Here is a 22,401-nt window from a genome sequence, read left to right on the forward strand (position 1 = left end):
GGTGGGTGCCCAGCCTCCGCGGATCCGGGCGGGCGGTGGACCCCGCCGTGCAGCGGCGGACCGACCAGCCCCGTGGCGACCGCGACGTCTCACGTTCCGCGACCGGAGCAGGTACAGGAGGGGTGGGGTGCCCAATGCCGGCGACGTAGCCGACCGTCGGCGGTGACCTCGACGGAACCGCTGCCGGTGGCCGGGACGCCGCCGCCATCGAGCTGGCCCAGGGCTTCGCTGGTGGCGTGCGCCACGGCGGCGAGCAGCGTTGTCGTCGCGCAGGCCCACTCCGGCGTGCCGCTGGCGAGCTGGGCGGCGAGCGTCGGCCAGCCCGGGTCGCGGTCCCTTCGATGCAGGTCGAGACAGTTCAGGCAGGGACCGATTGGTGGCCGGACCAGCGGGCCGACGACCGGCACGCCCTCCCGGAGGTCGAGCAGCAGGTGTACCTGCCGGCGTTGGTGGTGGGCGGCGGCGAGCAGGGGAGCCGGGCGGTCCATACCGCACTGCAGCACGAGGTCGATCCGACCGGGTCGGAGCGGGCCGGTGGCGGTGCCGGGGGCGGTGCGGCGGAGGGTGTCCCGGACTGCGCTGGTGAGCGGCTGGCCGAGGTCGGCGGCGGGTATTCCGGTGCCGACGAGGTCCGCCGGCGCCACCGGGCCGGCCAGGCGTGGCTGCACGTGCCCGACCCCGGCCTGGGCCAGTGCGACGGCGACGGGAGCGCCGAGGCGACCGGCGCCGGTCACCAGCACCCGCGCCGTGCGACGGCGGCGCAGTACCTGTGCGGGCGTGCCGGCGCCTCGCTGGTTGGCCAGGGCGAGGGCACCGGCCTCGGCGGCGAGCCGGGTTCGTGGCGGTCCGGTCAGGTCGCGGGGTAGGAGGGTGTGAGCGGGTACGACCAGGCCGGCGGCGCGGAGCGCCTCGAGCAGGGTGCGGGCCTCGTGTCGCCCCACCTCGATTCGGTTGGCCTGGTCCAGGACGTGCCGCTCGCTGTGCGCGCCGTCGAGTAGGTCGAGGAGGCGGGCGGTGCGGGGGTTGGCCAGCTCAAGCAGGACGGCTCGGCTCGGATCGACACCCAGTTGCAAGGTGTGTCGGTCCCGCCAGAGGCGGGTGAGGCCGGGCAGCAGGGTTGGCCGGGGCAGGGCGGTAAGGCTCATGAGTACGAATAGTGATCGTGTCTGAGCTTTCCGTCGAACGTTGTCCACAGGTGCGCGGAGCCTGGCCCGGGGTTTTCCACAGGAAGTGCCTGGTTCTCCACAGGCCGTGGACCCGCCTGTCCGGCAACCGACATTGGCTGGGTGGTGGAAGGGATCCTTCCACCACCCATAAAAGGCGTTAGACCTTCGCTTTACCCAGAATGCGGTTCACTGTTGTGCCGCACACCGGACACTTGCCCTTGGCCATGTTCATCCCGGTCTTGGAAACCTCGACGCGCCCCTCGAAGTCTCGCTTCTCCTTGCACTTGACGCAGTAGCCGTTGTAAGTCTGGGCCTGGTCGGCCACGGGTGCCTCCTCGTCTCGTCCACCGGCGAACGCTCATCCGGCGGGGTTCCAGCGGCGGGCCATGAGGGCGCCGGCGCTGGGCCTTCCGTCGTGGTCACAGGCGTGACCACTGGTCCGCGGACCCTACCCAGGGCTGGGGGGTTCCATGTCAACTCCTCATCGACACTGTGAGCAAGTTGACGACGAGAGTGTGCACGGCGAATAAGCTTGGATAAGTGAGTTTGGTGGGGACACGCCGGACGGATGCCCTGAAAAACGGCGCAGGGTGCCCACAGGTGACGGGAGTCAACGTGATCACCTGGTGTGGGGCTTGCCTTCGAGCTATTTCCCGAGGACCCTAACGCGGAAAATTTTCGGGACTCCTGGCGACCAACGCTTATTTTTCGGGCGCGTGTCGCGGGTTGACCCTTGCGGACCCCGGGCCACCACGAAGTAACTTTTCCTCGTGGCAGGAATCCGAGGCGGCGCGGCCGGCTGATGGCAGCACCGCGGAAGCCGGTGGTCGAGGTGCGGCGCAGCCCGCGCCGCCGACGCACAGTGTCCGCGTACCGCGACGGCGAGCGGGTCGTGGTCCTGATCCCAGACCAGTTCTCCCGAGCCGAGGAGAGCGAGTGGGTGGACCGGATGCTTGCTCGGCTCGCCGCCCGGGAGGGCCGGCTGGTCCGATCCGACGACGAACTACTCGCCCGTGCCACTCGACTGATCGCCCTCTACCTGGCCGACCATGGGCGTGACGCGATCCCGGCAAGCGTCCGCTGGGTGACCAATCAGACCGGCCGTTGGGGCTCGTGCACCCCAGCCGATCGGACGATTCGCATCTCCCACCGGCTGCAGGACATGCCGGACTGGGTGATCGACTATGTCCTGTTGCATGAGCTGGCCCACCTGATCGTCCCGAGTCACAACGCCCGGTTCTGGCAGCTCGTCGGCCGGTACCCGAAGACCGAGCGGGCCCGTGGCTACCTGGAGGGCGTCGCGGCCGTCTCCTCCTCCTGAGCCCTGTCGGCGGGGCGTAGGGTCGGTGCGTGGTACGACGGTTGGTGGTTGCCCTGCTCGCGCCGGTCTCCTGGACGCCGCCGGAGATTGACCCGACTGACTGGCGGACGGCGCTCGCCGAGGATGTGGTTGACCTACTCGCCACCCTGAACGAGGTGGAGACCGCCGTTGCCGTGGCCGAGGCCGACCGGTGGCTGGCCGACGCCGTGGTCTGGCCCGGCACCACCGTCTACCAGCTCCCGCGTCCCACCGTTGCGGCCGTCCTCGCCAGCTGCGGGCGGACCGCCCAGCCGAGCCAGTCGGCCGGCGTCAACCGGGCCGAGGCCGGGCACGGATACGACCAGGTGGCCGTTGTCGCCGGGGACGCCCCGGACCTGCCGGGGCTGACCATCGGCAAGCTGCTCCGGCCGCTCACCACCCGACCGATGGCCGTGGCCCCGGTGGTGGGTGCCGACACCGGCCTGCTCGGTGCGGCGGCCCGACTGCCCCTACCGGCGTGGCTACCGGCGCTGGACCTGGATCGGGCGGTGCCCGCAGCGGTACGTGCGGCGGCGCCACACCCCGCCGAGCTCGCCGTCACCGCGGGGTGGCATCGGCTGCGCGGCCCGGCCGACCTGGCCCGACTTGACCCCGCCCTGGCCGGCTGGGATGCCACCCGCACCCTGCTCGCCGGCGCCGGCATCCTGCGCTGACCGTGCCGGCATCCTGCGCTGACCCCGGCGGGGCCGGAGCGTCAGCTGGTGGCGGTGGGTGGGTCCTCCCCGTCGGGCTCGCCGGGGGCCTTCTCCGGCGGGCCACCCGGCGCGCTGAAGTCGAAGCTCTCCAGCTCGTCCGCATCGAGCCGGGCCTGGGCGAAGGCAACCGGGTCGGCGAAGTCGTCGTCGGAGGGCAGCAGGTCGGGGTGACCCCAGAGCGCATCCCGCCCGGCGATCCCCCGGTGCTCGGTGAGAGCCGCCCAGAGCGCCGCCGCCTCGCGTAGCCGCCGCGGCCGAAGCTCCAGGCCGACCAGGGCGGCGAAGGTCTGCTCGGCCGGACCTCCGGCGGCCCGCCGCCGCCGGAACGCCTCCCCGAGCCGGACGACGTTGGGCAGCCGCTCCCCGGCCGCGCTGTCAACCACGTGACAGACCCAGCCCTCGACGAGCGCGAGGGCCGTCTCTAGCCGGGCCAGCGACGCCTTCTGGGCCGGGTTGTCCTCCGGGGTGAAGATCCCCTCCAGCGCGATCGCCTGCATCGACTCCGGGTCGGTCGGGTCGACGCGGCCCATCGCCTCCTCAATCGCCTCCCGGTTGACCCGGATGCCCGAGGCGTACATCTCCACCGCGTTGAGTACGTGTCCGCGCAGCCACGGTACGTGCTCGAAGAGGCGCTGATGGGCGGCCTCGCGCAGGGCCACGTAGAGGCGTACCTCGTCCTCCGGCAGTTCCAGCCCGGCACCGTAGTCCCGGATGTTGGCCGGGACGAGTGCCGCCGTGCCGGCGGGGCCGAGCGGCAACCCGATGTCGCCGGCGGAGAGCACCTCGGCCGCGAGCGAGCCGAGGGCCTGGCCCAGCTGGCCCCCGAAGAGGGCCCCGCCGAGGGTGGCCACCATCGACTGCATCGGGCCGAGCTGGGCCCGCGCCTCCGGCGGCACCAGGTCACCCATGGCGCCGACCATCCGGCTGGCCACCGGGTCACACAACTTGCGCCACACGTCCAGGGTCTTGTAGATCCACTCATTCCGGTTCCACGCCACCGACGCGCGGATGCCCGACGGGAGCGCCGAGCCCGACTCCAACCAGAGGTCGGCCAGCCGCAGCGCCTCCTCCACCGCGTTGCGCTCGTACGGCGAGACAGCCGGATCACCACCGGCGCTGAGCTGGCTCGCCGCTACCTGGCGGGCCAGGTCCCAGTTCACCGGTCCACTGCCGGGCGCGGCGAGCAGGTGCTGCAGCTGGGACATGAACTGCTGCATCTGCGCGGGGTCGTTGGGGTCTGGTGGCTGGCCACCGGGGAGCGCGAAACCGAACGGAATATCAGGCACGGGGTCTACGGTACGCGCGCCGCGCCCCAGGTCGCGTCGGCTGGCGTCGCGTCAACGGTGAAGTCCTGGCAGGTCCGCTGGGGCCAGCGCACCCGGTCGGTACGCTCTGCCGCATGAGACGTCGTGGCATGACCGTCCTGCTCGGTGCCGTCTTTGTCGCCCTGCTTGGCATCGGCGTGCTCGCGGCGCCCATTCCGTACGTGGTGCTGGGCCCCGGCCCCACCGTCAACACGCTGGGCACCGAGGACGGCAAGGAGGTCATCCAGGTCAAGGATCGGGAGACCTTCACTTCGGCGGGGGAGCTGCGGTTGACCACGGTGGGGGTGCAGCCCTCGGTCAAGCTGCGCGGGGCGATCCAGGGTTGGTTCTCCGACGACGAGGCGGTGGTGCCGCGGGAACTGGTGTACCCGCCGGGGGAGAGCCGCGAGGAGGTCGAGGAGCGCAATGCGGAGGACTTCGAGGCCTCTCAGTCCAGCGCGGAGACGGTCGCGCTGCGCGAGCTCGGATTCCCGGTGACGGTCCAGGTCAAGACGGTGGCCGCGGACGGGCCCTCGGCCGGTCTGCTCCGTCCCGGCGACGTGGTGACCTCGGTTGACGGTCAGCCGGTCCCGGTGGCCGTCCGGCTGACCGAGTTGATCCAGGCCGAGCCGGCCGGCACCGTCCTGGAGATCGGTTACACCCGCGACGGGACACCCGGGACGGCGCGGATCACGACCCAGGAGCAGGACGGCAGGCCCCGGATCGGGATCGGGATCGAGCAGCAGCAACCGCACCCGTTCACACTGACGATCGACCTGGCGGACATCGGTGGCCCGAGCGCCGGGCTCATGTTCGCCCTCGGCATCATCGACAAGCTGACCCCGGAGGATCTGACCGGTGGGCAGATCATCGCGGGCACCGGCACGATCAATGACGTGGGCCAGGTCGGCCCGATTGGCGGTATCCCCCAGAAACTGGTCGGTGCCAAGGAGGCCGGCGCCACCGCCTTCCTGGTCCCGGCCGAAAACTGCGCCGAGGCGGTCCGCAACCGCCAGCCCGACCTGCCGCTGCTCAGGGTGGCGACGTTGGATGACGCGTTGACCGCCCTCGGGGAGCTGCGATCAGGGGGCGAACCGACCCGTTGCTGACCCAACCGCCGGCACTCGGCGTGACCGCGGACGACAGTTTTGGGAAGACCCCGTACTCTGGTGACCTGGTCGGAGCCGATCAATCGAACGTGCGGAGCCAACAGTGGTTATGCGTAGCAGCGCCCCCATGCCGAGGATGAGCCGACGCGGACGCGTCACGATTGGTGTCCTGGTCGGGGTGTTCGTACTGTTCACCCTGCTCGGCTGGGGGGTGCAGGCGTGGACCGACTGGCTCTGGTTCGGCGAGGTCGACTACACCGCGGTCTTCAGCGGAGTGCTCGTCACCCGGCTGCTGCTCTTCCTCGTGGTCGGCCTGGCCATGGCGGCCATCGTCGGTGGCAACCTCTGGCTGGCGCACCGACTGCGGCCCCGGCTGCGACCGCAGTCGCCGGAGCAGGCCACCCTGGAGCGATACCGGATGCTGCTCAGCCCTCGGCTCGGCATCTGGTTCACGGTGGCCGCCGTCGTGGTCGGCCTCTTCGCGGGGCTGTCGGCGCAGGGCAGGTGGAGCGAGTGGCTGCTGTTCCGTAACGGTGGGAACTTCGGAGTCAAGGACCCGGAGTTCGGGGTGGACATCGGCTTCTACGTCTTCGACCTGCCGTTCTGGCGCTATCTGCTCGGCGTCGCCTTCACCGCCGTGGTGTTGGCCCTGCTCGGGGCGCTCGCGGTGCACTATGTCTTCGGCGGGATCCGGCTCCAGGGCGTGGGGGACCGGATGAGCACCGCGGCGCGGGCTCACCTGAGCACGTTGATCGCGCTCTTCGTGCTGCTCAAGGCCGTCGCGTACGTGCTCGACCGGCGAACGATGCTGCTGGAGTACAACGACGGCGCCAACGTCTACGGTGCCGGTTACGCCGACATCAACGCGTTGCTTCCGGCGAAGGAGATCCTCGCCTACATCTCGGTCGTCGTGGCGATCGCGGTCCTCGTCTTCTCCAACGCCTGGATGCGGAACCTGGTCTGGCCGGGCATCTCGCTGGCCCTGCTCGGCGTCTCCGCGGTCGCCATCGGTGGCATCTATCCGTGGGCGGTGCAGACCTTCGAGGTCAAGCCGAGTGCCCGAGACAAGGAGGCGCGGTACATCGAGCGCAGCATCGAGGCGACTCGGGCGGCCTTCAGTCTGGGCGAGGCCGATACCTCGCGATACGCGGCGAGCAACCTGCAACCACCGGCGAGTCTCGCCACCGACACCGCGGTGGTGCCGAATGCCCGACTGCTGGATCCGCAGTTGGTCAGCGAGACCTACACCCAGCTTCAGCAGGTCCGTGGCTTCTACGATTTCGGTCCCAAGCTCGACATCGACCGCTACACCGTCGACGGGGAGACCCAGGACTACGTGGTCGGGGTCCGTGAGATCAACTATGGCGAGCTGACCACGCAGCAGAGCAACTGGATCAACCGACACACCGTCTACACCCATGGCTATGGCTTGGTCGCGGCCCCGGCGAACCGGGTGGTCTGCGGTGGCCAGCCGTACTTCGTCTCCGGCTTCCTCGGGGAGCGGTCGCAGGAGGGGTGTGCCGCACAGGTTGACCAGATCCCGGCCAGCCAGCCGCGGATCTACTACGGCGAGCGGATGGAGGCCGGCGACTACGCCATCGTCGGTAAGGCGAACCCGGAGGCCAACCCCGCCGAGTTCGACCGGCCGGTCGGCGAGGACGGATCCGAGTCCTACTACACCTACACCGGCTCCGGCGGTGTTGACGTCGGCTCGTTCGGTCGCCGGCTGCTCTACGCGATCAAAGAGCAGGAGTCGAACTTCCTGCTCTCCGAGGCGGTCAACGAGAACTCGAAGCTGCTCTACGTTCGTAACCCCCGGGAGCGGGTGGAGAAGGTCGCCCCGTTCCTCACCGTGGACGGCGACCCGTACCCGGCGGTGATCGATGGCCGGGTTACGTGGATCATCGACGGCTACACCACCGCCGCGACCTACCCCTACGCTGAGCGGATCAACCTCCAGACCGAGACCACCGACGAACTCACCAACCGGGGCACCTTCCAGCAGGCCCGGGAAAACATCAACTACATCCGGAACTCGGTCAAGGCGACGGTTGACGCGTACGACGGCACGGTCACCCTCTACGAGTTCGACGATGGTGACCCGGTACTCCGGGCGTGGAACAAGGCCTTCGGCGGCGACCTGATCAAGCCGAAGACGGAGATTCCGACCGAGCTGAGCGCCCACTTCCGCTACCCGGCTGACCTGTTTAAGGTGCAGCGGAACGTATACACCCGGTTCCACGTGACCAGCCCCGGTGACTTCTACTCCGGGCAGGACTTCTGGCAGGTGCCGAACGTGCCGGACGCGCCGGACAGCGGTCAGAAGCAGCCCCCGTACTACCTCTTCACCCAGATGCCGGGGCAGGACGAGCCGCGGTTCCAGCTCACCTCGGCGGTGACGCCGAACCGACGGCAGAACCTCGCGGCGCTGATGTCTGGCTCGTACGTGGACGGCAAGCCGCGGCTTGAGGTGTACGAGCTACCGGAAGACACGCGGATCTCCGGCCCGGTGCAGGTGCACCAGCAGATGACCAACAACGCCCAGATCCGGCAGCAGCTGAACCTGCTCTCGTCGAACCAGGCGCAGGTCCAGTACGGCAACCTGCTCTCCCTGCCGTTCGGCAACGGCATGCTCTACGTCGAGCCGGTCTATGTGAAGAGCAACCAACAGCAGGCCTATCCCCTGTTGCAGAAGGTGCTCCTCTCCTACGGCGACGGTGGATCGTTCGTCGTCCTGGCCGACAACCTCACCGACGGCATCAAACAGCTCGTCGAGCAGGGCGAACAGGACGGCGCACCGTCGCCTCCGCCCTCCGACGACGAGACGCCTCCGAGCCCGGAACCGACACCGACCGCGACTCCGACGACTCCGAGCGCAACCCCGCCCCCGCTCACGGGCGACTTGGCGGAGGCAGCCCAGCAAGTTCAGGCGGCGATCGTGGAACTCCGGGCCGCGCAGGAATCCGGCGACTTCGAGCGCTACGGCCGGGCGCTGCAGGCGCTGGATGAGGCGACCGCGGCCTTCGAGCAGGCAGCTGGGTCGCCGCCCGCCGCCACGCCGACCACGGCACCGTCGCCGGGCGGCTGACCCCAGCACGTAGGCCACAACGACGCCCCCCGGGATTCCCGGGGGGCGTCGTTGTGGGTGCTCGGTGGAGGCCGTTTTGCGTTGGCCCGGGGTAGTGCGCTAACGTTTACGAGCCGACGCGGGGTGGAGCAGCTCGGTAGCTCGCTGGGCTCATAACCCAGAGGTCGCAGGTTCAAATCCTGTCCCCGCTACTCATTCGAAAGCCCCGGAGGGATCCTCCGGGGCTTTCGCGTATTGGTGGACCGGTCCGGCGGGCCGATCCTGATGAGGTTTGTCAGGCGGGGCCGCCGGTTTGTCGGGTGTAGTGCGCAACGACCACACCACCGGCAAGGGGCCGCGTCGAGGTGAGCGTGAAGCGGTGCGGGTCGAAGCCCCGGTCAATCAGTGGGATACCGCTGCCGGCGACGATCGGGTTGAGTTTGAGCACCAGTTCGTCGAGTTCGTCGAGGAGCTGGCCGGCGAGCTGTCCGCCACCGCAGAGCCAGATGTCCCGGCCGGGCCGTGCCTTGAGCTGGCGGACGAAGGAGCTCGGGTCGCCGGAGAGGATCTCCACGTCCGGATAGCTGGCCGGGGCCAGCGAGCGGCTGAAGACGTACTGCTTCAGGTGGTCGTAGGGGCTGGTGTGTCCGTGCTTGAGGCCCGGCTCGTAGGTGACGCGGCCCATCAGCACGGTGTCGAAGCGACCGGTGGCCGGGGATGCGACACCGAGCTGGGCGTGGGTGAAGGTGGGCAGCGTCTGGGGCCACTCGGCCACCAGGTAGGACGCTAGATCGGGCTCCAGGGGGAAGAAGTCGAACGATCCGTCGGGCGCGGCGATGAAGCCGTCGAGCGTGACGGCGACGAAGTAGACGAGCTTACGCAAAGCGACTCCGATGTTCGGACGGTCCACAGAGGTGGTCGTGGATCGACGCGAACCTACAACACCGGTCGTGGATGTACTGGGTAAATACTGGGCAGGGGGGTGCGGATCATGGCCGGATCGGATGGGCTACAGTAGTGAAGCCGACGCGGGGTGGAGCAGCTCGGTAGCTCGCTGGGCTCATAACCCAGAGGTCGCAGGTTCAAATCCTGTCCCCGCTACTCGTTCGAAGGCCCTGGAGGTTTCCTCCAGGGCCTTCGCCGTACCCGGCTTGCGCGGGTCGGCCAGGATGGGGTCATGTCTGCATTCGCGAAGTGGTGGAGCCGGCTCAGCACGGTCCTCGGTGCGGTCGTACTGGCGGTCTTTGTCCCGGTGGCGGCTTGGGCGGCCAGTGGCCCGGGTGAGCTGGTGATCGAGGCCGCCCGGCGCCGCCGCGGGGGCTTCGGTTTCCTCGGGTTCCTTTGTTGCCTGGTTGTGGTCGTCGTGATCGTGTTGCTCGCCCTGCGGCTCCTCCGTGGTCGGCGCGGTCCCCGGCGCTGAGTCGACCAGTGGCTTCGGCGCCCCGGCGCTGAGTCCACCAGCGGCCGCGGCGCCCCGACGCGCGTTTCGGTCAGTCTTGCGGACCGCGCTCCGCCGGCGCGGGCCGGTCTGGGCCGCGTGATGTACTAGCTCGCGTGGAACTTCTGCATTCGGGCAAGGTCCGGGATGTCTACGCTGACGGCGACGACCTGATCCTGGTCGCCTCGGACCGCGTCTCTGTCTACGACGTCGTGCTGCCGACGCCGATCCCGGAGAAGGGCAAACTTCTCACGGCGCTCTCGCTGTGGTGGTTCGACCAGCTCGCCGAGCTGGTGCCGAACCACGTGCTCTCGGCGACCGACGTGCCGCCGGAGTTCGCCGGCCGGGCGATTCGGTGCCGGCGACTGGAGATGGTTCCGGTGGAGTGCGTCGCCCGGGGCTATCTGGTCGGTGGCGGCTTCGCCGAGTACCAGCGCACCGGAACGGTCTCCGGGATCGAACTGCCGCGCGGATTGGTCGAGGCGGCCACCCTGCCGGAGCCGATCTTCACTCCCTCCACCAAGGCGCCGGTAGGAGAGCACGACCAGCCGATGACCTTCGGTGAGGTGGTGGACAAGGTTGGCGCGGAGACCGCCGAGCGGCTGCGTCAGGTCACCCTCGACGTGTACCGACGGGGAGCCGAGCTCGCCGCCGACCGCGGAATTCTGATCGCCGATACCAAGATTGAGTTGGGTTGGGCTACCGATGGCACGCTGACGATCGGCGATGAGCTGCTGACCTCGGACTCGTCCCGGTTCTGGCCGGCCGAGTCGTACCAGCCGGGGCGCGCCCAGTTCTCGTACGACAAGCAGTATGTGCGGGATTGGGCCACCAGGAGCGGGTGGGACAAGCAGAGCCCGGCGCCGGAGGTGCCGGGTGAGGTCGTTGCCGCCACCCGTGCCCGCTACGTCGATGTCTACGAGAAGCTCACTGGCGAGCGCTGGAGCTGATCGGGTCGTAGAATCGGTGGCTGTGCGCCAACTCGCCGTTTTCAGTGGAAGCGCCCACCCTGACCTCGGTGCGGAGATCTGCACCCACCTGGGGGTGCCCCTGTACCCCACTCGGGTGTCCCGGTTCGCCAACGACTGCCTGGAGGTGCAGTTACAGGCCAACTGCCGGGAGCGGGACGTCTTCCTGATCCAGCCACTGGTCCCGCCGGTGCAGGAGCATCTGGTCGAGTTGCTGTTCATGGTCAACGCGGCCCGAGGAGCCTCCGCCGGTCGGATCAGCGTGGTGCTACCGCACTACGCGTACGCCCGCTCCGACAAGAAGGACGCGCCGCGAATCTCGATCGGTGGCCGGTTGGTCGCGGACCTGCTCACCGCGGCCGGCGCCGATCGGGTGCTCACGATGACCCTGCATTCGCCGCAGGTCTACGGCTTCTTCGGCATCCCGGTCGATCACCTGCACGCGTTACGCGAACTAGCCGCCCACTTCCAGGCGCATGATCTGAGCAACACCGTGGTGGTCTCGCCCGACTTGGGCTACGTCAAGGAGGCGGCGGTCTTCGCCCGGCAGCTCGGCACGCCGGTCGCCGCCGGTGCCAAGCAGCGCTTCGGGGGCGACCGGGTGGAGATCAGCACGATCATCGGCGAGGTCCAGGGCCGAGACGTGATCGTGGTGGACGACGAGATTGTCAAGGGCAGCACGGTGGTCGAGCTGATGGGCCACCTGCGCGAGTTGGGGGTCCGCTCGATCCGACTGGCCTGTACCCACGGTCTCCTCGTGGACGGAGCCGTGCAGCGGTTGAGCGAGCAGGAGGAGGTGCGGGAGATCGTCTGCACCAACACGGTTCCCATCCCCACCGAGAAGCGGATCCCCATGCTGACCGTACTGTCGGTGGCCCCTGCGTTGGCTGAGGCGATTCGTCGGATTCACAACGGTGAGTCGGTGAGCGCGCTCTTCGGCTGAGCCACCCTGCCCCCGGCTAGTCGGGAGCGGCGTGTGGGATCGGCAGGAGGGTCGTGATGCGGACGACCGTGCCGGCCCGGTCGGACGCCACGTCCATGGTGTCGCTCAGCTCGCGGGCCAGCCAGAGCCCCCAGCCACCGACCGATTCCGGGGCCGGGCGGTGGTGGACTCCGAGGAGCCGGCTGCTGACCCCGTCCCCATGATCGGAGACCTCGCAGACCAGGCTCCCGGCCTGCTGCCACATCCGTAGCGACCCGCGGCCGCCGCCGTGGCGAACCGCGTTGGTGGTCAGCTCGTTGACCGCCAACACGAAGTCGTTGAGCCGCTGGCCCCGTAGGCCCGCCGCGTGCGCGCACGCGGCGGCCGAGTGGCGGAGCCGGGTCACCTCTCCCTGGTCGAAGGTGACGGCGATCAACAGGCAGGATTCCGGGGGCGTAGCCGTGCGCGGTAGGTCCGGGTCTACGTTCGTCATGGCCCTTCCCGGCAGGGGGTCACGGTGCGGAATAGTGGCAATTTTCACCGTACGCCAGGGTCGCTACCCGGATCGATGGCCGACTGCCGCGGGATTAGACCGCCGGCGGCGGGCGGGTCTCGTGGACCGCCAGTTCCTCCGCGCTCGCACCGCCTCCCGCCGAACCCGCGTCGTACGCGACCGAGTCGGTCTCCTGGTCGGGATGGATGCCCTCATCCGGCTCAACCAGCCGACCCACCTGGGCGTCGGCCCCGGTACCGAGCAGGCCGTGGTCGTAGAGGGAGACCGGGGAGTTCGGATCGGAGGAGGGCCCCGGTTCGAACACGTCCGCGTCGAGCTGGGCTTGGGCGGCCTGCTCTGGGCTGTTCGCCTCGGCGGCGATGTCCGGGTCCACCGGGCCGGACAACGGATCATCCGCCGGCCGCTCGTACCGCTCCCGGCCGAGTTTGGCATCCAACGACTCGCCGTCGAGCTGTTCGTCGGCGGTGGTCCCGAACCGGTCGACCGCGACCGGCATCCGGTCTCCGGGTAGCTGAGCCGGGTCCGGGCCGTCTGCCTCCCGTCCCGTCCGGACATCGTCCTTCGCCGTCGAGTCGTCGTCGGCGGTGTCAGGCAGGCCCATCGCCTCCGGGTCGGACACCGGAGTCGGGTACTCGTCGTCGCGCATGCCGATGCTCTACCCGCTGCCCCACGTCTCATAACCGTCGCTCCGGCCGCTGTCGTCAGGCTGTGGTGCTGGTGGCGCTCCGCCGCCGATCCGCCAGTTTCGGCTCCCCGACCCCGGGGTAATGGGACCCTCTGACCGGGAGGACCCGCCACTGTGACGATGCCTGGAGGTGACCATGCGTGTCGGTCTCGTCTGCGCGCACGCCGACCCGTCCCGGCGTGCCGGTGGCCTGTCAGTCGGAACCCATCAGCACATCGCCCGGGTCGCCGCCGAACTCGCCGGGCGGGGGCACGACGTCCGGCTCTACGAGCGCCACGACGCCCCGGACCAGGCGGCGACGGCGACGGCGGACGGCTACCTGATCGAGCGGGTCCCGGTCGGTCCCGCCGCGGCGGTGCCCACCGGCGAGTTGGTTGGCCACGTCGCCGAGTACGGCCGTTGGCTGACCGGTCGGTGGGCGGACGACTGGGTGCCGGAACTGGTGCACGGGCACTACTGGCTCGGTGGGCTCGCCGCCGCGCACGCCGTTCGCGAGACCGACATCCCGATCGTGCAGACGTTCCACTCGCTCGGGTTGGAACAGCTGCGCCGCCTCGGTACGCGCTACGGGGCGCCACCGGAGCGAATTCCGTTGGAGCGGGCACTCGTTCGCGTGGTGGACATCGCGGTGGCTCAGTCCAACGACGAGGTGGACGAGTTGGCCCGGCTGGGTCTGCAACGTGCCTCCGTGGCGTTGGTCCCACCAGGGGTGGACGCGGAGCTGTTCCACCCGGACGGGGAGGCGGCGCTGCGTGCGGCGCGACCGCGGATCCTCTCCGTGACCACCCTCGACCCCGGCCACGGCCAGGAGGATTTGATCCGGGTGATCCGGATGATCGGCGACGCGGAACTGGTGATCGTCGGCGGCCCGCCAGGCGAGCGGCTCGCTGGGCACGCCGAGGCACGCCAACTCCTGGAACTGGCCGAACACAATGGGGTGGCCGACCAGGTGACTCTGGTGGGGGCGGTGCCGCACGAGCAACTGGCCACCTGGTACCGCTCGGCGGACGTGGTGGCGTGTACGTCGGGCTACGTGTCGGCCGGCCGGGTGTCGTTGGAGGCGATGGCCTGCGGCGTGCCGGTCGTCGGGTACGCGATGGGTGGGATCGCCGACGCCGTCGTGGACGAGGTCACCGGACGGCTGGTTCCGCCGGGGGACGTACGTGCCCTGGGGGTGACGCTGCGTCAGCTGATGGCCGACAGCGCCGGGCGGTTCGCCTACGGGCACGCCGCCGTGGACCGGGTGCGGTGTAGCTACACGTGGGAGCGGACCGGTGCTGCCCTGGAGCGGCTCTACGAGCGGGTGGTCCGTTGTCGCGCCCCGGTTGAGGCCGCCTGAGCGCTCAACCGCCCCGGCGGCGCTGAGCTGGCCCGGCCAACGCTGACCACGACCCGTTCCCGCCTACCGGTCGCGGCGTGCTGGTGCTGCGGCTCCGCGTATCGGGTCAGCCCGAGCACGGCGGCGAGGGTGACCAGGAAGCCGGCTGCGGCCAGCCACTCCCGTCCCGGCCAGATCTGGTCGCCGAGCAGCAGTAGCCCGATGATGGCTGCCGGCACCGCTCCGGCCGCGTCCATCGCGGCCACTGCGGCCGTGGTTGACCCGCGTTGCATCGCCAGGCCGAGTAACAGCTGGCCGATGACCGAGTGGGCCACCAGCAGGTAGAACAGCGGATTGCCGAGGAACTCCTCCGCCGAGTGGGTCGAGGCAAGTGGTCGGGCCGCCACCGCCGCGGCGGAGAAGGCCAGGCCGGCGAGGGAGCCGAGCGCGACCGATCCGGGCGCGCCGTGCAGCCGTACCGCGAAGAAGCCCAGGAGGGCGATCACGCCCAGGGTCGCCGCCAGGATTACCAGGCCGGCGGTGCCGAGTTGCCGCGAGGGTGCCGGCCGGGCCGAGAGCACCAGTCCGGCGATCCCGGCGACGAGCAGCACCAGCAGGACGACCTCCGCCCTTGGTAGTCGCCACCTCAGCAGGAGTACCCCGAGCAGGGCGGTCACGCCGAGCCCCGCCGCCATGCTGGCCTGCACCAGGAAGAGCGGCAGATCCCGTCGGGCCAGGAAGGCCAGCACGAAACCGCCGACCTGGCAGCCCAGACCGAGCAGGTAGGTGCGGTGTCCGGCCAGTCGCAGCAGCAACCCCGGGTCGAACGAGTGGTGCACGGTGGTGCGGGCCGCCGCGACCGACTGGAGTAGGTTGGCGAGCCCGTACGCGATGATCATTGCCGCGAGGAAGCACCAACCGGAGGAAACCACAGCGCGAGGATAGAGGCTGACCGAGATCAGCGCGCAGGTGCTCGCTCCAGGCGGGCGAGGACGTCGCTGTGCAGCGGACCGTTCGTGGCGACCGCGCTGATCCCGCCGGGGCCGGCGGCCCCCGGGGCGGGCTGGCCGGCCAGGTCGGTGAAGGCGCCGCCCGCCTCGGTCACGATCGGTACCAGCGCGGCGATGTCCCACAGCGACAGCTCCGGCTCCACCATGATGTCCAGCGCGCCCTCGGCCAGCAGCATGTATCCGTAGAAGTCGCCGTACGCCCGGCTGCGCCACGCGTCCCGCATGATCTGGAGGACCGCCGGCAGCCGCCCGCGCTCCTCCCAGCCGTCGAGCGAGGAGTAGCAGAAACTGGCGTCGGTCAGCTCGGTCACCGCCGATACCTGGATCGGCGCGCCGGACGCCTGGTCCGGGCCCGCGTACGCCCCCTCGCCGAGCGCCCCCCACCAGCGCCGCCCCAGGGCCGGTGCGGAGACCAGACCGGCGACCGGTTGGTCCCCCTCGAGTAGGGCGATGAGCGTGGCCCACACCGGCACGCCGCGAACGAAGTTCTTCGTCCCGTCGATCGGGTCGATCACCCACTGCCGCCCGCCTGGTCGGCCGGTGGGCTGCTCGCCGTACTCCTCGCCGAGTAGGCCGTCGTCGGGGCGCTCGGCACCGAGCAGAGCCCGAATCTCCTGCTCGACCGCGGTGTCGGCGTCGGAGACCGGGGTGAGATCTGGTTTCGTGTCCACTCGCAGGTCCACGGCGCGAAACCGGGCGGTGGAGACCGCGTCGGCGGCGTCCGCGAGGCGGTGGGCGAGGGTGATGTCGGCGGCGTAACCCTTCATCCCGGGAACAGTAGTGCCGGTCTGGTCAACTCTCCGCCGGCGGGCTACCCGGGTCTCGGGAACCCGGCTTGGTGCGTGGCTCGCTCTCGCCCGTGCGCGAGGCGAGGAGCCGCCGGTACGAGGCCAGCCGGCGCGGGTCGGCCTGGCCGACGGCGACCCGGGCGCCCAGCCCGCAGAGCGGCTCACCGGCGGTGTGTGGGCAGTTCGCCGGGCAGTCGGCTGCCCCCTCGGCGAGGTCGGGGAAGCCGTGTAGGAGGCTCTCGGCGGAGACGTGGGCCAACCCGAAGCTGCGGATCCCCGGGGTGTCGATGATCCAGCCCTCGGCGGCGTCGGCGACCGGTGGCAGCCGGAGCGCCACCACACTGGTTGACGTGTGCCGGCCCCGACCGATCGCGCTGACCTGGCCGACTGCCCGGGTGGCCGCGGGGACCAGGCGGTTGACCAGTGTCGACTTGCCGACGCCGGAGTGCCCCACCAGTACCGAGATCCGTCCGGCCAGGAGACCGCGTAGCGCGTCCAGGGTCGAGTCGGGGCAGATCAGGACGGAGGGCAGCGCCAACTCGGCGTAGTACCCGAGCACCTCCTCCGGTCCGGCGAGGTCGGCCTTGGTGAGGCAGAGCAGCGGTTCGATGTCGGCGTCGTACGCGGCCACCAGGCAGCGGTCGATGAAGCCGGTCCGGGGTGGCGGATCGGCCAGTGCGCTGACGATCACGAGCTGGTCGGCGTTGGCGACGACGACCCGTTCCAGTCGCCCTTCGGCGGTGGTCGCGTCATCCTCGGCGGTACGTCGCAGCACCGAACTGCGGCCGGCTATGCGCACGATCCGGGCCAGCGCCCCGGGCGCGCCGGACGTGTCGCCAACCAGCCCGACCCGGTCGCCCACCACGACGGATTTGCGACCCAACTCCCGGGCCCGCATCGCGGTCACCGGTGCCTGCCTCGGGTCGACGTTCGCCAGCACGCAGGTGTAGCGGCCGCGGTCCACGGCGATGACGAACCCCTCGACCGCGTCCGCGTGGCGCGGACGCTTTCGGGTACGCGGGCGTGACGACCTGCCGGGCCGAATCCGGACGTCGTCCTCGTCGTACTCCCGCCGCCTCGTCGCCAGGACAGCTCCCCTCAGCTCTTGCCGGTTACCATCGCCGACCATAGCGCCGGGAATTCCGGCATCGTCTTCGAGGTGCAGGAAACGTCGCTCAGCTCGATGCCGGGCACGGCCAGCCCGGCGATCGCGGCGGCGTGCGCCATTCGATGGTCGTGGTAGGTCTCGAATACTCCGCCGCGGAGCGGCCGGGGTCGGATCGCCAGCCCGTCCTGGGATTCGGTCAGGTCGGCGCCGAGCGCGGTGAACTCGCGGGCGAGTGCCGAGATTCGATCGGTCTCGTGCCCCCGGATGTGGGCGATCCCGGTAAACCGGGAGGGGGAGTCGGCGAGCATCGCCAGCGCGGTCAACGCCGGGGTCAGCTCACTCACGTCGGAGAGGTCGGCAGTCAGGCCGTGCACGCTGCCGGTGCCCCGCACGGTCAGCCCGGCGGTGGAGAGCGACACTTCGCCCCCCATCTCCTGTAACAGCCCGCGGAGCCGCTCGACTGGTTGGACGCTGCCGCCCGGCCAGCCGGTCACGGTTACCTCACCACCGGTGACCAGTGCGGCGGCGAAGAAGGGGACCGCGCCGGAGAGGTCCGGTTCGATCTTCCAGCCCCGGCCGGTCAGTGGGCCCGGTTCGACCGTCCAGACGTCGGGGGTGGTGTCGTCGATGGCGGCACCGGCGGCTCGCAGCATCTGCACCGTCATCCGCAGGTGGGGCGCGGAGGGCACCGGTGGGCCGACGTGTCGAACGACCACCCCCCGGTCGAAGCGGGGCGCCGCCAGTAGCAGCCCGGAGACGAGCTGACTGGAGGCGCTGGCGTCGATCACGACCTCGCCGCCGCGAATGTTTCCGGCACCGAGCACGGTCAGCGGCAGACTCCCGGAGGCCGGCGAGGTGATCCGGACGCCGAGGTGGCGCAGTGCGTCCAGGAGTGGTCCGAGTGGACGTTGGCGGGCCTGCGGGTCGCCGTCGAAGGTGATTCGACCGTCGGCGAGGCCCCCCACCGGGGGCAGGAAGCGCATCACCGTGCCGGCGAGTCCGACATCGATGTGTGCCGGTCCGGCCAGCGGGTGCGGCCGGATCAGCCAGCGTTCGTCGTCGCTGATCGAGACGTGCGCACCCATCGCCCGTAACCCGTTGGCCATTAACTCGGTATCCCGGGCCCGTAGGGGCCGGGCGAGCGTCGATGGGCCGGTAGCCAGGCCGCTGAGCACCAGGGCACGAGCGGTCAGTGACTTGGAGCCGGGTAGGCGCAGCGCCGTCGAGACCGGATCCGAGGCGGTCGGCGCGGTCCACGGCCGCAGCGGCCGGGTAGCGGTCAGATGTCCCACGATTACATTCTGCCGCCTGCACGAACCGTTACTGACGGCTACCCCCGGTTGTTCGCTCGGTTCGCGGGACGGCGGGCGACCGGTGGGGGCGCTAGCGTGTCGGGTGTGTGCGGGAGATACGCGACGACCCGGTCCGCGGGGGACCTGAGCGCGATGTTCGAGGCGTACGACGAAACGGGCGGTCGGCTCAGCGCAGCCTACAACGTCGCCCCCACCGATCCGGTGCCGTTGGTTCGGGCCACCGCGGCCGGCCAGCGGACACTCTCCCTGGGGCGCTGGGGCTTCGTCCCGGCCTGGTCGCGCTCCCGGGCCGGCGCTGCTCGCATGATCAACGCTCGGGCTGAGACGGTGGCCACCAGTCGGGCGTACGCCCGTGCCTTCGCCCGTCACCGTTGTCTGCTGCCGGCGGACGGTTGGTACGAGTGGGTCCGTCACCCGGGTGGCAAACAGGCGTACTACCTGACTCCCCGGGACGGCTCGGCGGTCGTCTTCGCCGGCATCTGGTCGGTGTGGGAGGGCCCCGACGGTCCGTTGCTCACCTGCGGCATCGTGACCACCGCCGCCCGTGGTGACCTGTCCGAGGTGCATGACCGGATGCCGCTGTTGCTGCCCACCGAGCGGTGGGGTGCCTGGCTGGGGCCCATGGACGGGCCGGTGGATCTGCTCGCCCCGCCGTCGCTGGAGTGGCTGGCCGGGTTGGAGATCCGTCCGGTCGGGCCGGCGGTTGGCAATGTCCGTAACGACGGCCCGGGCCTCGTCGAACGGGTCACCGCGTCGGTGCCGCACCGGCGTGGCGGCGGGCTCGGAGAGGAGACACTTTTCTGACGTATCCGTGACTTAGGGTCAGGTGATTTGTCGGTTTTAAGAGCAAAACTTTCTTGTTTTTTTTAGCTTTTTCCCGCTACCCCTTGTATCGACGTCAAAAAGTGCGATACACCAGATCGCCGGTGGTGGGCGTCGATTCGCATGCGGCGAGTTGCGCCCGAGATTTCCGGTCCCACGGGGGAGGTGGGTGGATGACCAGGGCACGTATGCCCCGTCCACACGAGGTTGCTGCGGCACGACGTGACACGCGCCTGTTGCGGGCGCTGCACGAGCGCCAGCAAGACGAGGCATGGCGTACCAGAGGCCTGTGCCAGAGCGTTGACCCGGAAACTTTCTTTCCGGCGCCAAACGAGCCGGCGGACGCCGCTATCGCGCTCTGTCACACCTGCGATGTCCAGGGGGCTTGTCTCGCCTGGGCGCTGGAGGTCGGTGACTGCTACGGCGTGTGGGGTGGCACCACCCCGCGCGAGCGCCGGGCCATGCTCGTCGCCTGGCGTGGCGAGGGTCAGCCCGCGCTCACGGACGCCGCCCGGCCGCTGGTCCGGGGCCGGCGGCTGACCCCGGTGCCGCTCGGCGGTTAGGGGTCGGTGCGCCGCGTGCCCGGAGCAGTGTCGCGACGGTCAGAATGGTGGTGTGTCACCGACCGAGGAGATCAACACCCCGCACGGGCCGGCCGGGGTGGACCTCGACCGGCCCGTCGGTTCGCCGTCCGCCCTGCTGGTGCTCGGTCATGGGGCGGGCGGCGGGGTGGATGCGCCGGACCTGCTCGCGCTGCGGGACGCCGCGCTGGCCGCCGGTCTGGTCGTTGCCCGGGTGACTCAGCCCTACCGGCTCGCGGGGCGGCGCGCGCCCGCGCCCGCGCGGCAGCTCGACGCGGCCTGGACGGTGGTGTTGTCCGCACTTCGGGCGCGGTGTCCCAAGGTTCCGCTGGTGGTGGGCGGCCGCTCCAGTGGCGCCCGGGTGGCCTGCCGTACCGCCGACGCGGTGGGGGCAGCCGGCGTGGTGGCCCTGGCGTTTCCGTTGCACCCACCGGGCCGACCGGAGCGTTCTCGCGCCGCCGAGTTGCCGGCCAACGTGCCGACGGTGGTGGTGAACGGCGACCGGGATCCGTTCGGGATACCGGTCGCCGCGGTGTCGACGGTGCACGTCATCACCCGGCCGGGGGAGCGGCATGAGCTGCGCAGGGATCCGCTGGGCACGGCGACGGTGGTCCTCGACTGGCTACGAGCCGGTGGCTGGACCCGTCCCCCGGATGGGTCGTCGCGTGGGGCCGCACCGCCTGACCGCACCGATGAGGCGTGACCGCGGTGGGAGACTCTCGTTGCTTTGGATGGCGCCGCCCGCCCAGCCCGGCGGCGGCGCCGGTCCTCCCGGGCCCTTCCTGGTCCCAGTTCCGGTCCCCGCCGAGGTCGGGCCGGGACCAGGAAAGGGGGCCGATGGCTGGAATTCCCGCCCCGCCGACCTGCGTTACACCCCGCGGACGACTTTTCCGACGAGGGGGTGGCCGATGCCGGTCGAGACGCAGGCCCGGGAGCTGGACAAGCGGGACACGCGGCGGCTACACCGTGTGCTGGAGGGGCCGGACTGGCCAGCGGTGCCGTCGGTAGCCGGGGTCTCGGTCGGGCACCTGGGCGGAAGTGAATCTGTCGGCGAGCGGGTACACGTATCCTCGGCGAGGAAACAGCCGACGCGAGGGGATGTGCGGTTGACCACCGAGAAGACGGACGAGCGCAGGGCCCGCTTCGAGCGGGATGCGATGCCCTTCGTTGACCAGCTCTACGCAGCCGGCCTACGGATGACCCGCAACCCGGCAGATGCCGAGGACCTGGTCCAGGAGACGTATCTGAAGGCGTACGCGGCCTTTCACCAGTTCGAGCAGGGCACCAACCTGAAGGCCTGGCTGTATCGAATCCTGACCAATACCTATATCAACTCCTACCGGCGGCGGCAGCGGCAGCCGATTCAGGCGCCGACCGAGGAGATCACCGACTGGCAGCTTGCCGAGGCCGAGTCGCACACCTCCAGCGGGCTGCGCTCCGCGGAGACGGAGGCACTGGATCGGTTGCCGGACAGCGACATCAAGCAGGCCCTCCAGCAGCTACCCGAGGAGTTCCGGCTGGCGGTCTACCTCACCGACGTCGAGGGCTTCTCCTACAAGGAGGTAGCCGAGATCATGGGTACGCCGATCGGCACGGTGATGTCACGCCTGCACCGCGGTCGTCGTAATCTGCGCAAGCTGCTGGAGCAGTACGCGGCCGAGCGGGGCTTCAGCTCTGCGTCGTCGGCCAAGGGCTCGACCGGCCGGGGGGTGTGACGTGAGCTGTGGAGAGCCGCACGAGACGGACTGCCGCGAGGTGTTGGCGGAGGTCTATCTCTACCTGGACCTGGAGTGCGCCGAGGAGCGGCGGAAGCTGATCCGACACCATCTCGACGAGTGCGGGCCATGCCTGCGCGAATACGGCATCGAGCAGGAGGTTCAGGCGCTCGTGGCCCGTTGCTGCGGTAACGAGACCGCTCCGGACCAGCTTCGCGAGCGGCTTCGCAGCAAGATCGCCGAACTCGTGGTCTTCGGCAGTAGCGAGTCGCGAGAGTTGGCTGACTGACCGACCGGGGTGACGCCGCGGTGGCCCGGACCGACCTCGGTCCGGGCCACCGTTGTCCCCGCTGGCCGAGCCGGCTGGGCCTGGTCGTGGCGGCGGCTCAGGAGTTGGGGCGCTTGCCGTGGTTGGCCGCGCCCTTCTTACGGGCTTTCTTCTTCCGGGCCCTCTTGGCCATGGTGACCTCCTCGTGGTTCGTGGGCGCCGCGGCAGCACGACCGCCGCGACGGGAAAC

Annotated in this window: 24 protein-coding genes and 2 tRNA genes; 15 read left to right on the forward strand and 11 right to left on the reverse strand. The window is 70.2% G+C overall.

The features are described 5' to 3' along the window. Positions 1-89 precede the first annotated feature (89 nt). Both SALPAC3_RS0118910 and SALPAC3_RS28425 read right to left on the reverse strand, forming a co-directional pair. Positions 90-1,145, reverse strand: coding sequence for a hypothetical protein (locus SALPAC3_RS0118910; RefSeq protein WP_018222752.1), 1,056 nt, complete (start codon positions 1,143-1,145; stop codon positions 90-92). 178 nt (positions 1,146-1,323) lie between these two features. Continuing rightward, the gene (locus tag SALPAC3_RS28425; protein WP_012014940.1) at positions 1,324-1,491 is read right to left on the reverse strand and encodes a DUF5679 domain-containing protein; all 168 of its coding nucleotides are present in this window, start codon (positions 1,489-1,491) and stop codon (positions 1,324-1,326) included. Positions 1,492-1,968: 477 nt separating this feature from the next. Between SALPAC3_RS28425 and SALPAC3_RS0118920 the strand changes: the two genes are divergently transcribed. Both SALPAC3_RS0118920 and SALPAC3_RS0118925 read left to right on the forward strand, forming a co-directional pair. Next, complete coding sequence (locus SALPAC3_RS0118920) at positions 1,969-2,487, forward strand: M48 metallopeptidase family protein (RefSeq protein ID WP_018222753.1); 519 nt, start codon at positions 1,969-1,971, stop codon at positions 2,485-2,487. Between the two features lie 29 nt (positions 2,488-2,516). After that, on the forward strand, positions 2,517-3,179 hold the full coding sequence (locus tag SALPAC3_RS0118925; protein ID WP_018222754.1) for a hypothetical protein: 663 nt from the start codon (positions 2,517-2,519) through the stop codon (positions 3,177-3,179). 41 nt (positions 3,180-3,220) lie between these two features. Here the strand turns inward: SALPAC3_RS0118925 and SALPAC3_RS26040 are convergent, their stop codons facing one another. Next, the gene (locus SALPAC3_RS26040; RefSeq protein ID WP_018222755.1) at positions 3,221-4,438 is read right to left on the reverse strand and encodes a zinc-dependent metalloprotease; all 1,218 of its coding nucleotides are present in this window, start codon (positions 4,436-4,438) and stop codon (positions 3,221-3,223) included. 182 nt (positions 4,439-4,620) lie between these two features. Between SALPAC3_RS26040 and SALPAC3_RS0118935 the strand changes: the two genes are divergently transcribed. From SALPAC3_RS0118935 to SALPAC3_RS0118945, 3 genes are all read left to right on the forward strand, one after another. Next, the gene (locus SALPAC3_RS0118935; protein WP_026185713.1) at positions 4,621-5,634 is read left to right on the forward strand and encodes a YlbL family protein; all 1,014 of its coding nucleotides are present in this window, start codon (positions 4,621-4,623) and stop codon (positions 5,632-5,634) included. 109 nt (positions 5,635-5,743) lie between these two features. Then, a complete protein-coding gene (locus tag SALPAC3_RS0118940) occupies positions 5,744-8,722 on the forward strand; it encodes a UPF0182 family membrane protein (protein ID WP_080635201.1) in 2,979 nt (992 codons plus the stop codon). 117 nt (positions 8,723-8,839) lie between these two features. Then, a tRNA-Met gene (locus SALPAC3_RS0118945) sits at positions 8,840-8,913 on the forward strand. 83 nt (positions 8,914-8,996) lie between these two features. On the opposite strand, the gene SALPAC3_RS0118950 is transcribed toward SALPAC3_RS0118945, so the two are convergent. After that, the gene (locus SALPAC3_RS0118950) at positions 8,997-9,611 is read right to left on the reverse strand and encodes a dihydrofolate reductase family protein (RefSeq protein WP_018222758.1); all 615 of its coding nucleotides are present in this window, start codon (positions 9,609-9,611) and stop codon (positions 8,997-8,999) included. A gap of 117 nt (positions 9,612-9,728) precedes the next feature. On the opposite strand from SALPAC3_RS0118950, the gene SALPAC3_RS0118955 reads away from it, so the two are divergent. The 4 genes from SALPAC3_RS0118955 (at position 9,729) to SALPAC3_RS0118970 (ending at position 12,050) form a co-directional block, all read left to right on the forward strand. Then, positions 9,729-9,802: transfer RNA gene (locus tag SALPAC3_RS0118955), tRNA-Met, on the forward strand. A gap of 76 nt (positions 9,803-9,878) precedes the next feature. Continuing rightward, a complete protein-coding gene (locus tag SALPAC3_RS0118960; protein ID WP_018222759.1) occupies positions 9,879-10,121 on the forward strand; it encodes a hypothetical protein in 243 nt (80 codons plus the stop codon). A 134-nt stretch (positions 10,122-10,255) separates the two neighbouring features. Then, a complete protein-coding gene (locus tag SALPAC3_RS0118965) occupies positions 10,256-11,089 on the forward strand; it encodes a phosphoribosylaminoimidazolesuccinocarboxamide synthase (RefSeq protein WP_018222760.1) in 834 nt (277 codons plus the stop codon). A gap of 22 nt (positions 11,090-11,111) precedes the next feature. Beyond that, positions 11,112-12,050: a ribose-phosphate diphosphokinase gene (locus SALPAC3_RS0118970; protein ID WP_018222761.1), complete on the forward strand. Its 939-nt coding sequence runs from the start codon at positions 11,112-11,114 to the stop codon at positions 12,048-12,050. 16 nt (positions 12,051-12,066) lie between these two features. Here the strand turns inward: SALPAC3_RS0118970 and SALPAC3_RS0118975 are convergent, their stop codons facing one another. Both SALPAC3_RS0118975 and SALPAC3_RS0118980 read right to left on the reverse strand, forming a co-directional pair. Next, positions 12,067-12,522, reverse strand: a complete 456-nt coding sequence (locus SALPAC3_RS0118975) for an ATP-binding protein (RefSeq protein ID WP_026185714.1) — start codon at positions 12,520-12,522, stop codon at positions 12,067-12,069. A gap of 94 nt (positions 12,523-12,616) precedes the next feature. Beyond that, positions 12,617-13,189 carry a DUF5709 domain-containing protein gene (locus SALPAC3_RS0118980; protein WP_018222763.1) on the reverse strand — a complete coding sequence of 191 codons (573 nt, stop codon included), beginning with the start codon at positions 13,187-13,189 and terminating at the stop codon, positions 12,617-12,619. 175 nt (positions 13,190-13,364) lie between these two features. Between SALPAC3_RS0118980 and SALPAC3_RS0118985 the strand changes: the two genes are divergently transcribed. Next, a complete protein-coding gene (locus tag SALPAC3_RS0118985) occupies positions 13,365-14,567 on the forward strand; it encodes a glycosyltransferase (RefSeq protein ID WP_026185715.1) in 1,203 nt (400 codons plus the stop codon). Here SALPAC3_RS0118985 and SALPAC3_RS0118990 read toward each other — a convergent pair. The 4 genes from SALPAC3_RS0118990 to aroA are packed head-to-tail and all read right to left on the reverse strand — an operon-like array spanning position 14,522 to position 18,744. Beyond that, a complete protein-coding gene (locus SALPAC3_RS0118990; RefSeq protein WP_018222765.1) occupies positions 14,522-15,445 on the reverse strand; it encodes a hypothetical protein in 924 nt (307 codons plus the stop codon). The two genes, SALPAC3_RS0118985 and SALPAC3_RS0118990, sit on opposite strands and share 46 nt — an antisense overlap. 59 nt (positions 15,446-15,504) lie before the next feature. After that, positions 15,505-16,323, reverse strand: coding sequence for a histidinol-phosphatase (hisN, locus tag SALPAC3_RS0118995; RefSeq protein ID WP_018222766.1), 819 nt, complete (start codon positions 16,321-16,323; stop codon positions 15,505-15,507). A gap of 25 nt (positions 16,324-16,348) precedes the next feature. Beyond that, the gene (rsgA, locus tag SALPAC3_RS0119000; protein ID WP_018222767.1) at positions 16,349-17,473 is read right to left on the reverse strand and encodes a ribosome small subunit-dependent GTPase A; all 1,125 of its coding nucleotides are present in this window, start codon (positions 17,471-17,473) and stop codon (positions 16,349-16,351) included. Then, positions 17,443-18,744: a 3-phosphoshikimate 1-carboxyvinyltransferase gene (aroA, locus tag SALPAC3_RS0119005; protein WP_018222768.1), complete on the reverse strand. Its 1,302-nt coding sequence runs from the start codon at positions 18,742-18,744 to the stop codon at positions 17,443-17,445. Before aroA ends, rsgA begins: the two co-directional genes overlap by 31 nt. A gap of 105 nt (positions 18,745-18,849) precedes the next feature. On the opposite strand from aroA, the gene SALPAC3_RS0119010 reads away from it, so the two are divergent. From SALPAC3_RS0119010 to rsrA, 5 genes are all read left to right on the forward strand, one after another. Then, positions 18,850-19,569 carry an SOS response-associated peptidase gene (locus SALPAC3_RS0119010; RefSeq protein ID WP_196230317.1) on the forward strand — a complete coding sequence of 240 codons (720 nt, stop codon included), beginning with the start codon at positions 18,850-18,852 and terminating at the stop codon, positions 19,567-19,569. A 191-nt stretch (positions 19,570-19,760) separates the two neighbouring features. Beyond that, positions 19,761-20,150 carry a WhiB family transcriptional regulator gene (locus SALPAC3_RS0119015; protein ID WP_026185718.1) on the forward strand — a complete coding sequence of 130 codons (390 nt, stop codon included), beginning with the start codon at positions 19,761-19,763 and terminating at the stop codon, positions 20,148-20,150. Between the two features lie 52 nt (positions 20,151-20,202). After that, positions 20,203-20,871, forward strand: coding sequence for an alpha/beta hydrolase family protein (locus SALPAC3_RS0119020; RefSeq protein ID WP_018222771.1), 669 nt, complete (start codon positions 20,203-20,205; stop codon positions 20,869-20,871). 205 nt (positions 20,872-21,076) lie between these two features. Next, entirely contained in the window at positions 21,077-21,883 is an 807-nt protein-coding gene (locus SALPAC3_RS0119025) for a sigma-70 family RNA polymerase sigma factor (protein ID WP_018222772.1), read from the forward strand. 1 nt (position 21,884) lies between these two features. Beyond that, a complete protein-coding gene (rsrA, locus tag SALPAC3_RS0119030; protein ID WP_018810094.1) occupies positions 21,885-22,172 on the forward strand; it encodes a mycothiol system anti-sigma-R factor in 288 nt (95 codons plus the stop codon). A 97-nt stretch (positions 22,173-22,269) separates the two neighbouring features. Here the strand turns inward: rsrA and SALPAC3_RS29430 are convergent, their stop codons facing one another. Beyond that, a complete protein-coding gene (locus SALPAC3_RS29430) occupies positions 22,270-22,344 on the reverse strand; it encodes a 50S ribosomal protein bL37 (protein WP_372492465.1) in 75 nt (24 codons plus the stop codon). Positions 22,345-22,401 lie beyond the last annotated feature (57 nt).

It is taken from the genome of Salinispora pacifica DSM 45544 (assembly GCF_000378845.1).
Lineage (GTDB): Bacteria > Actinomycetota > Actinomycetes > Mycobacteriales > Micromonosporaceae > Micromonospora > Micromonospora pacifica.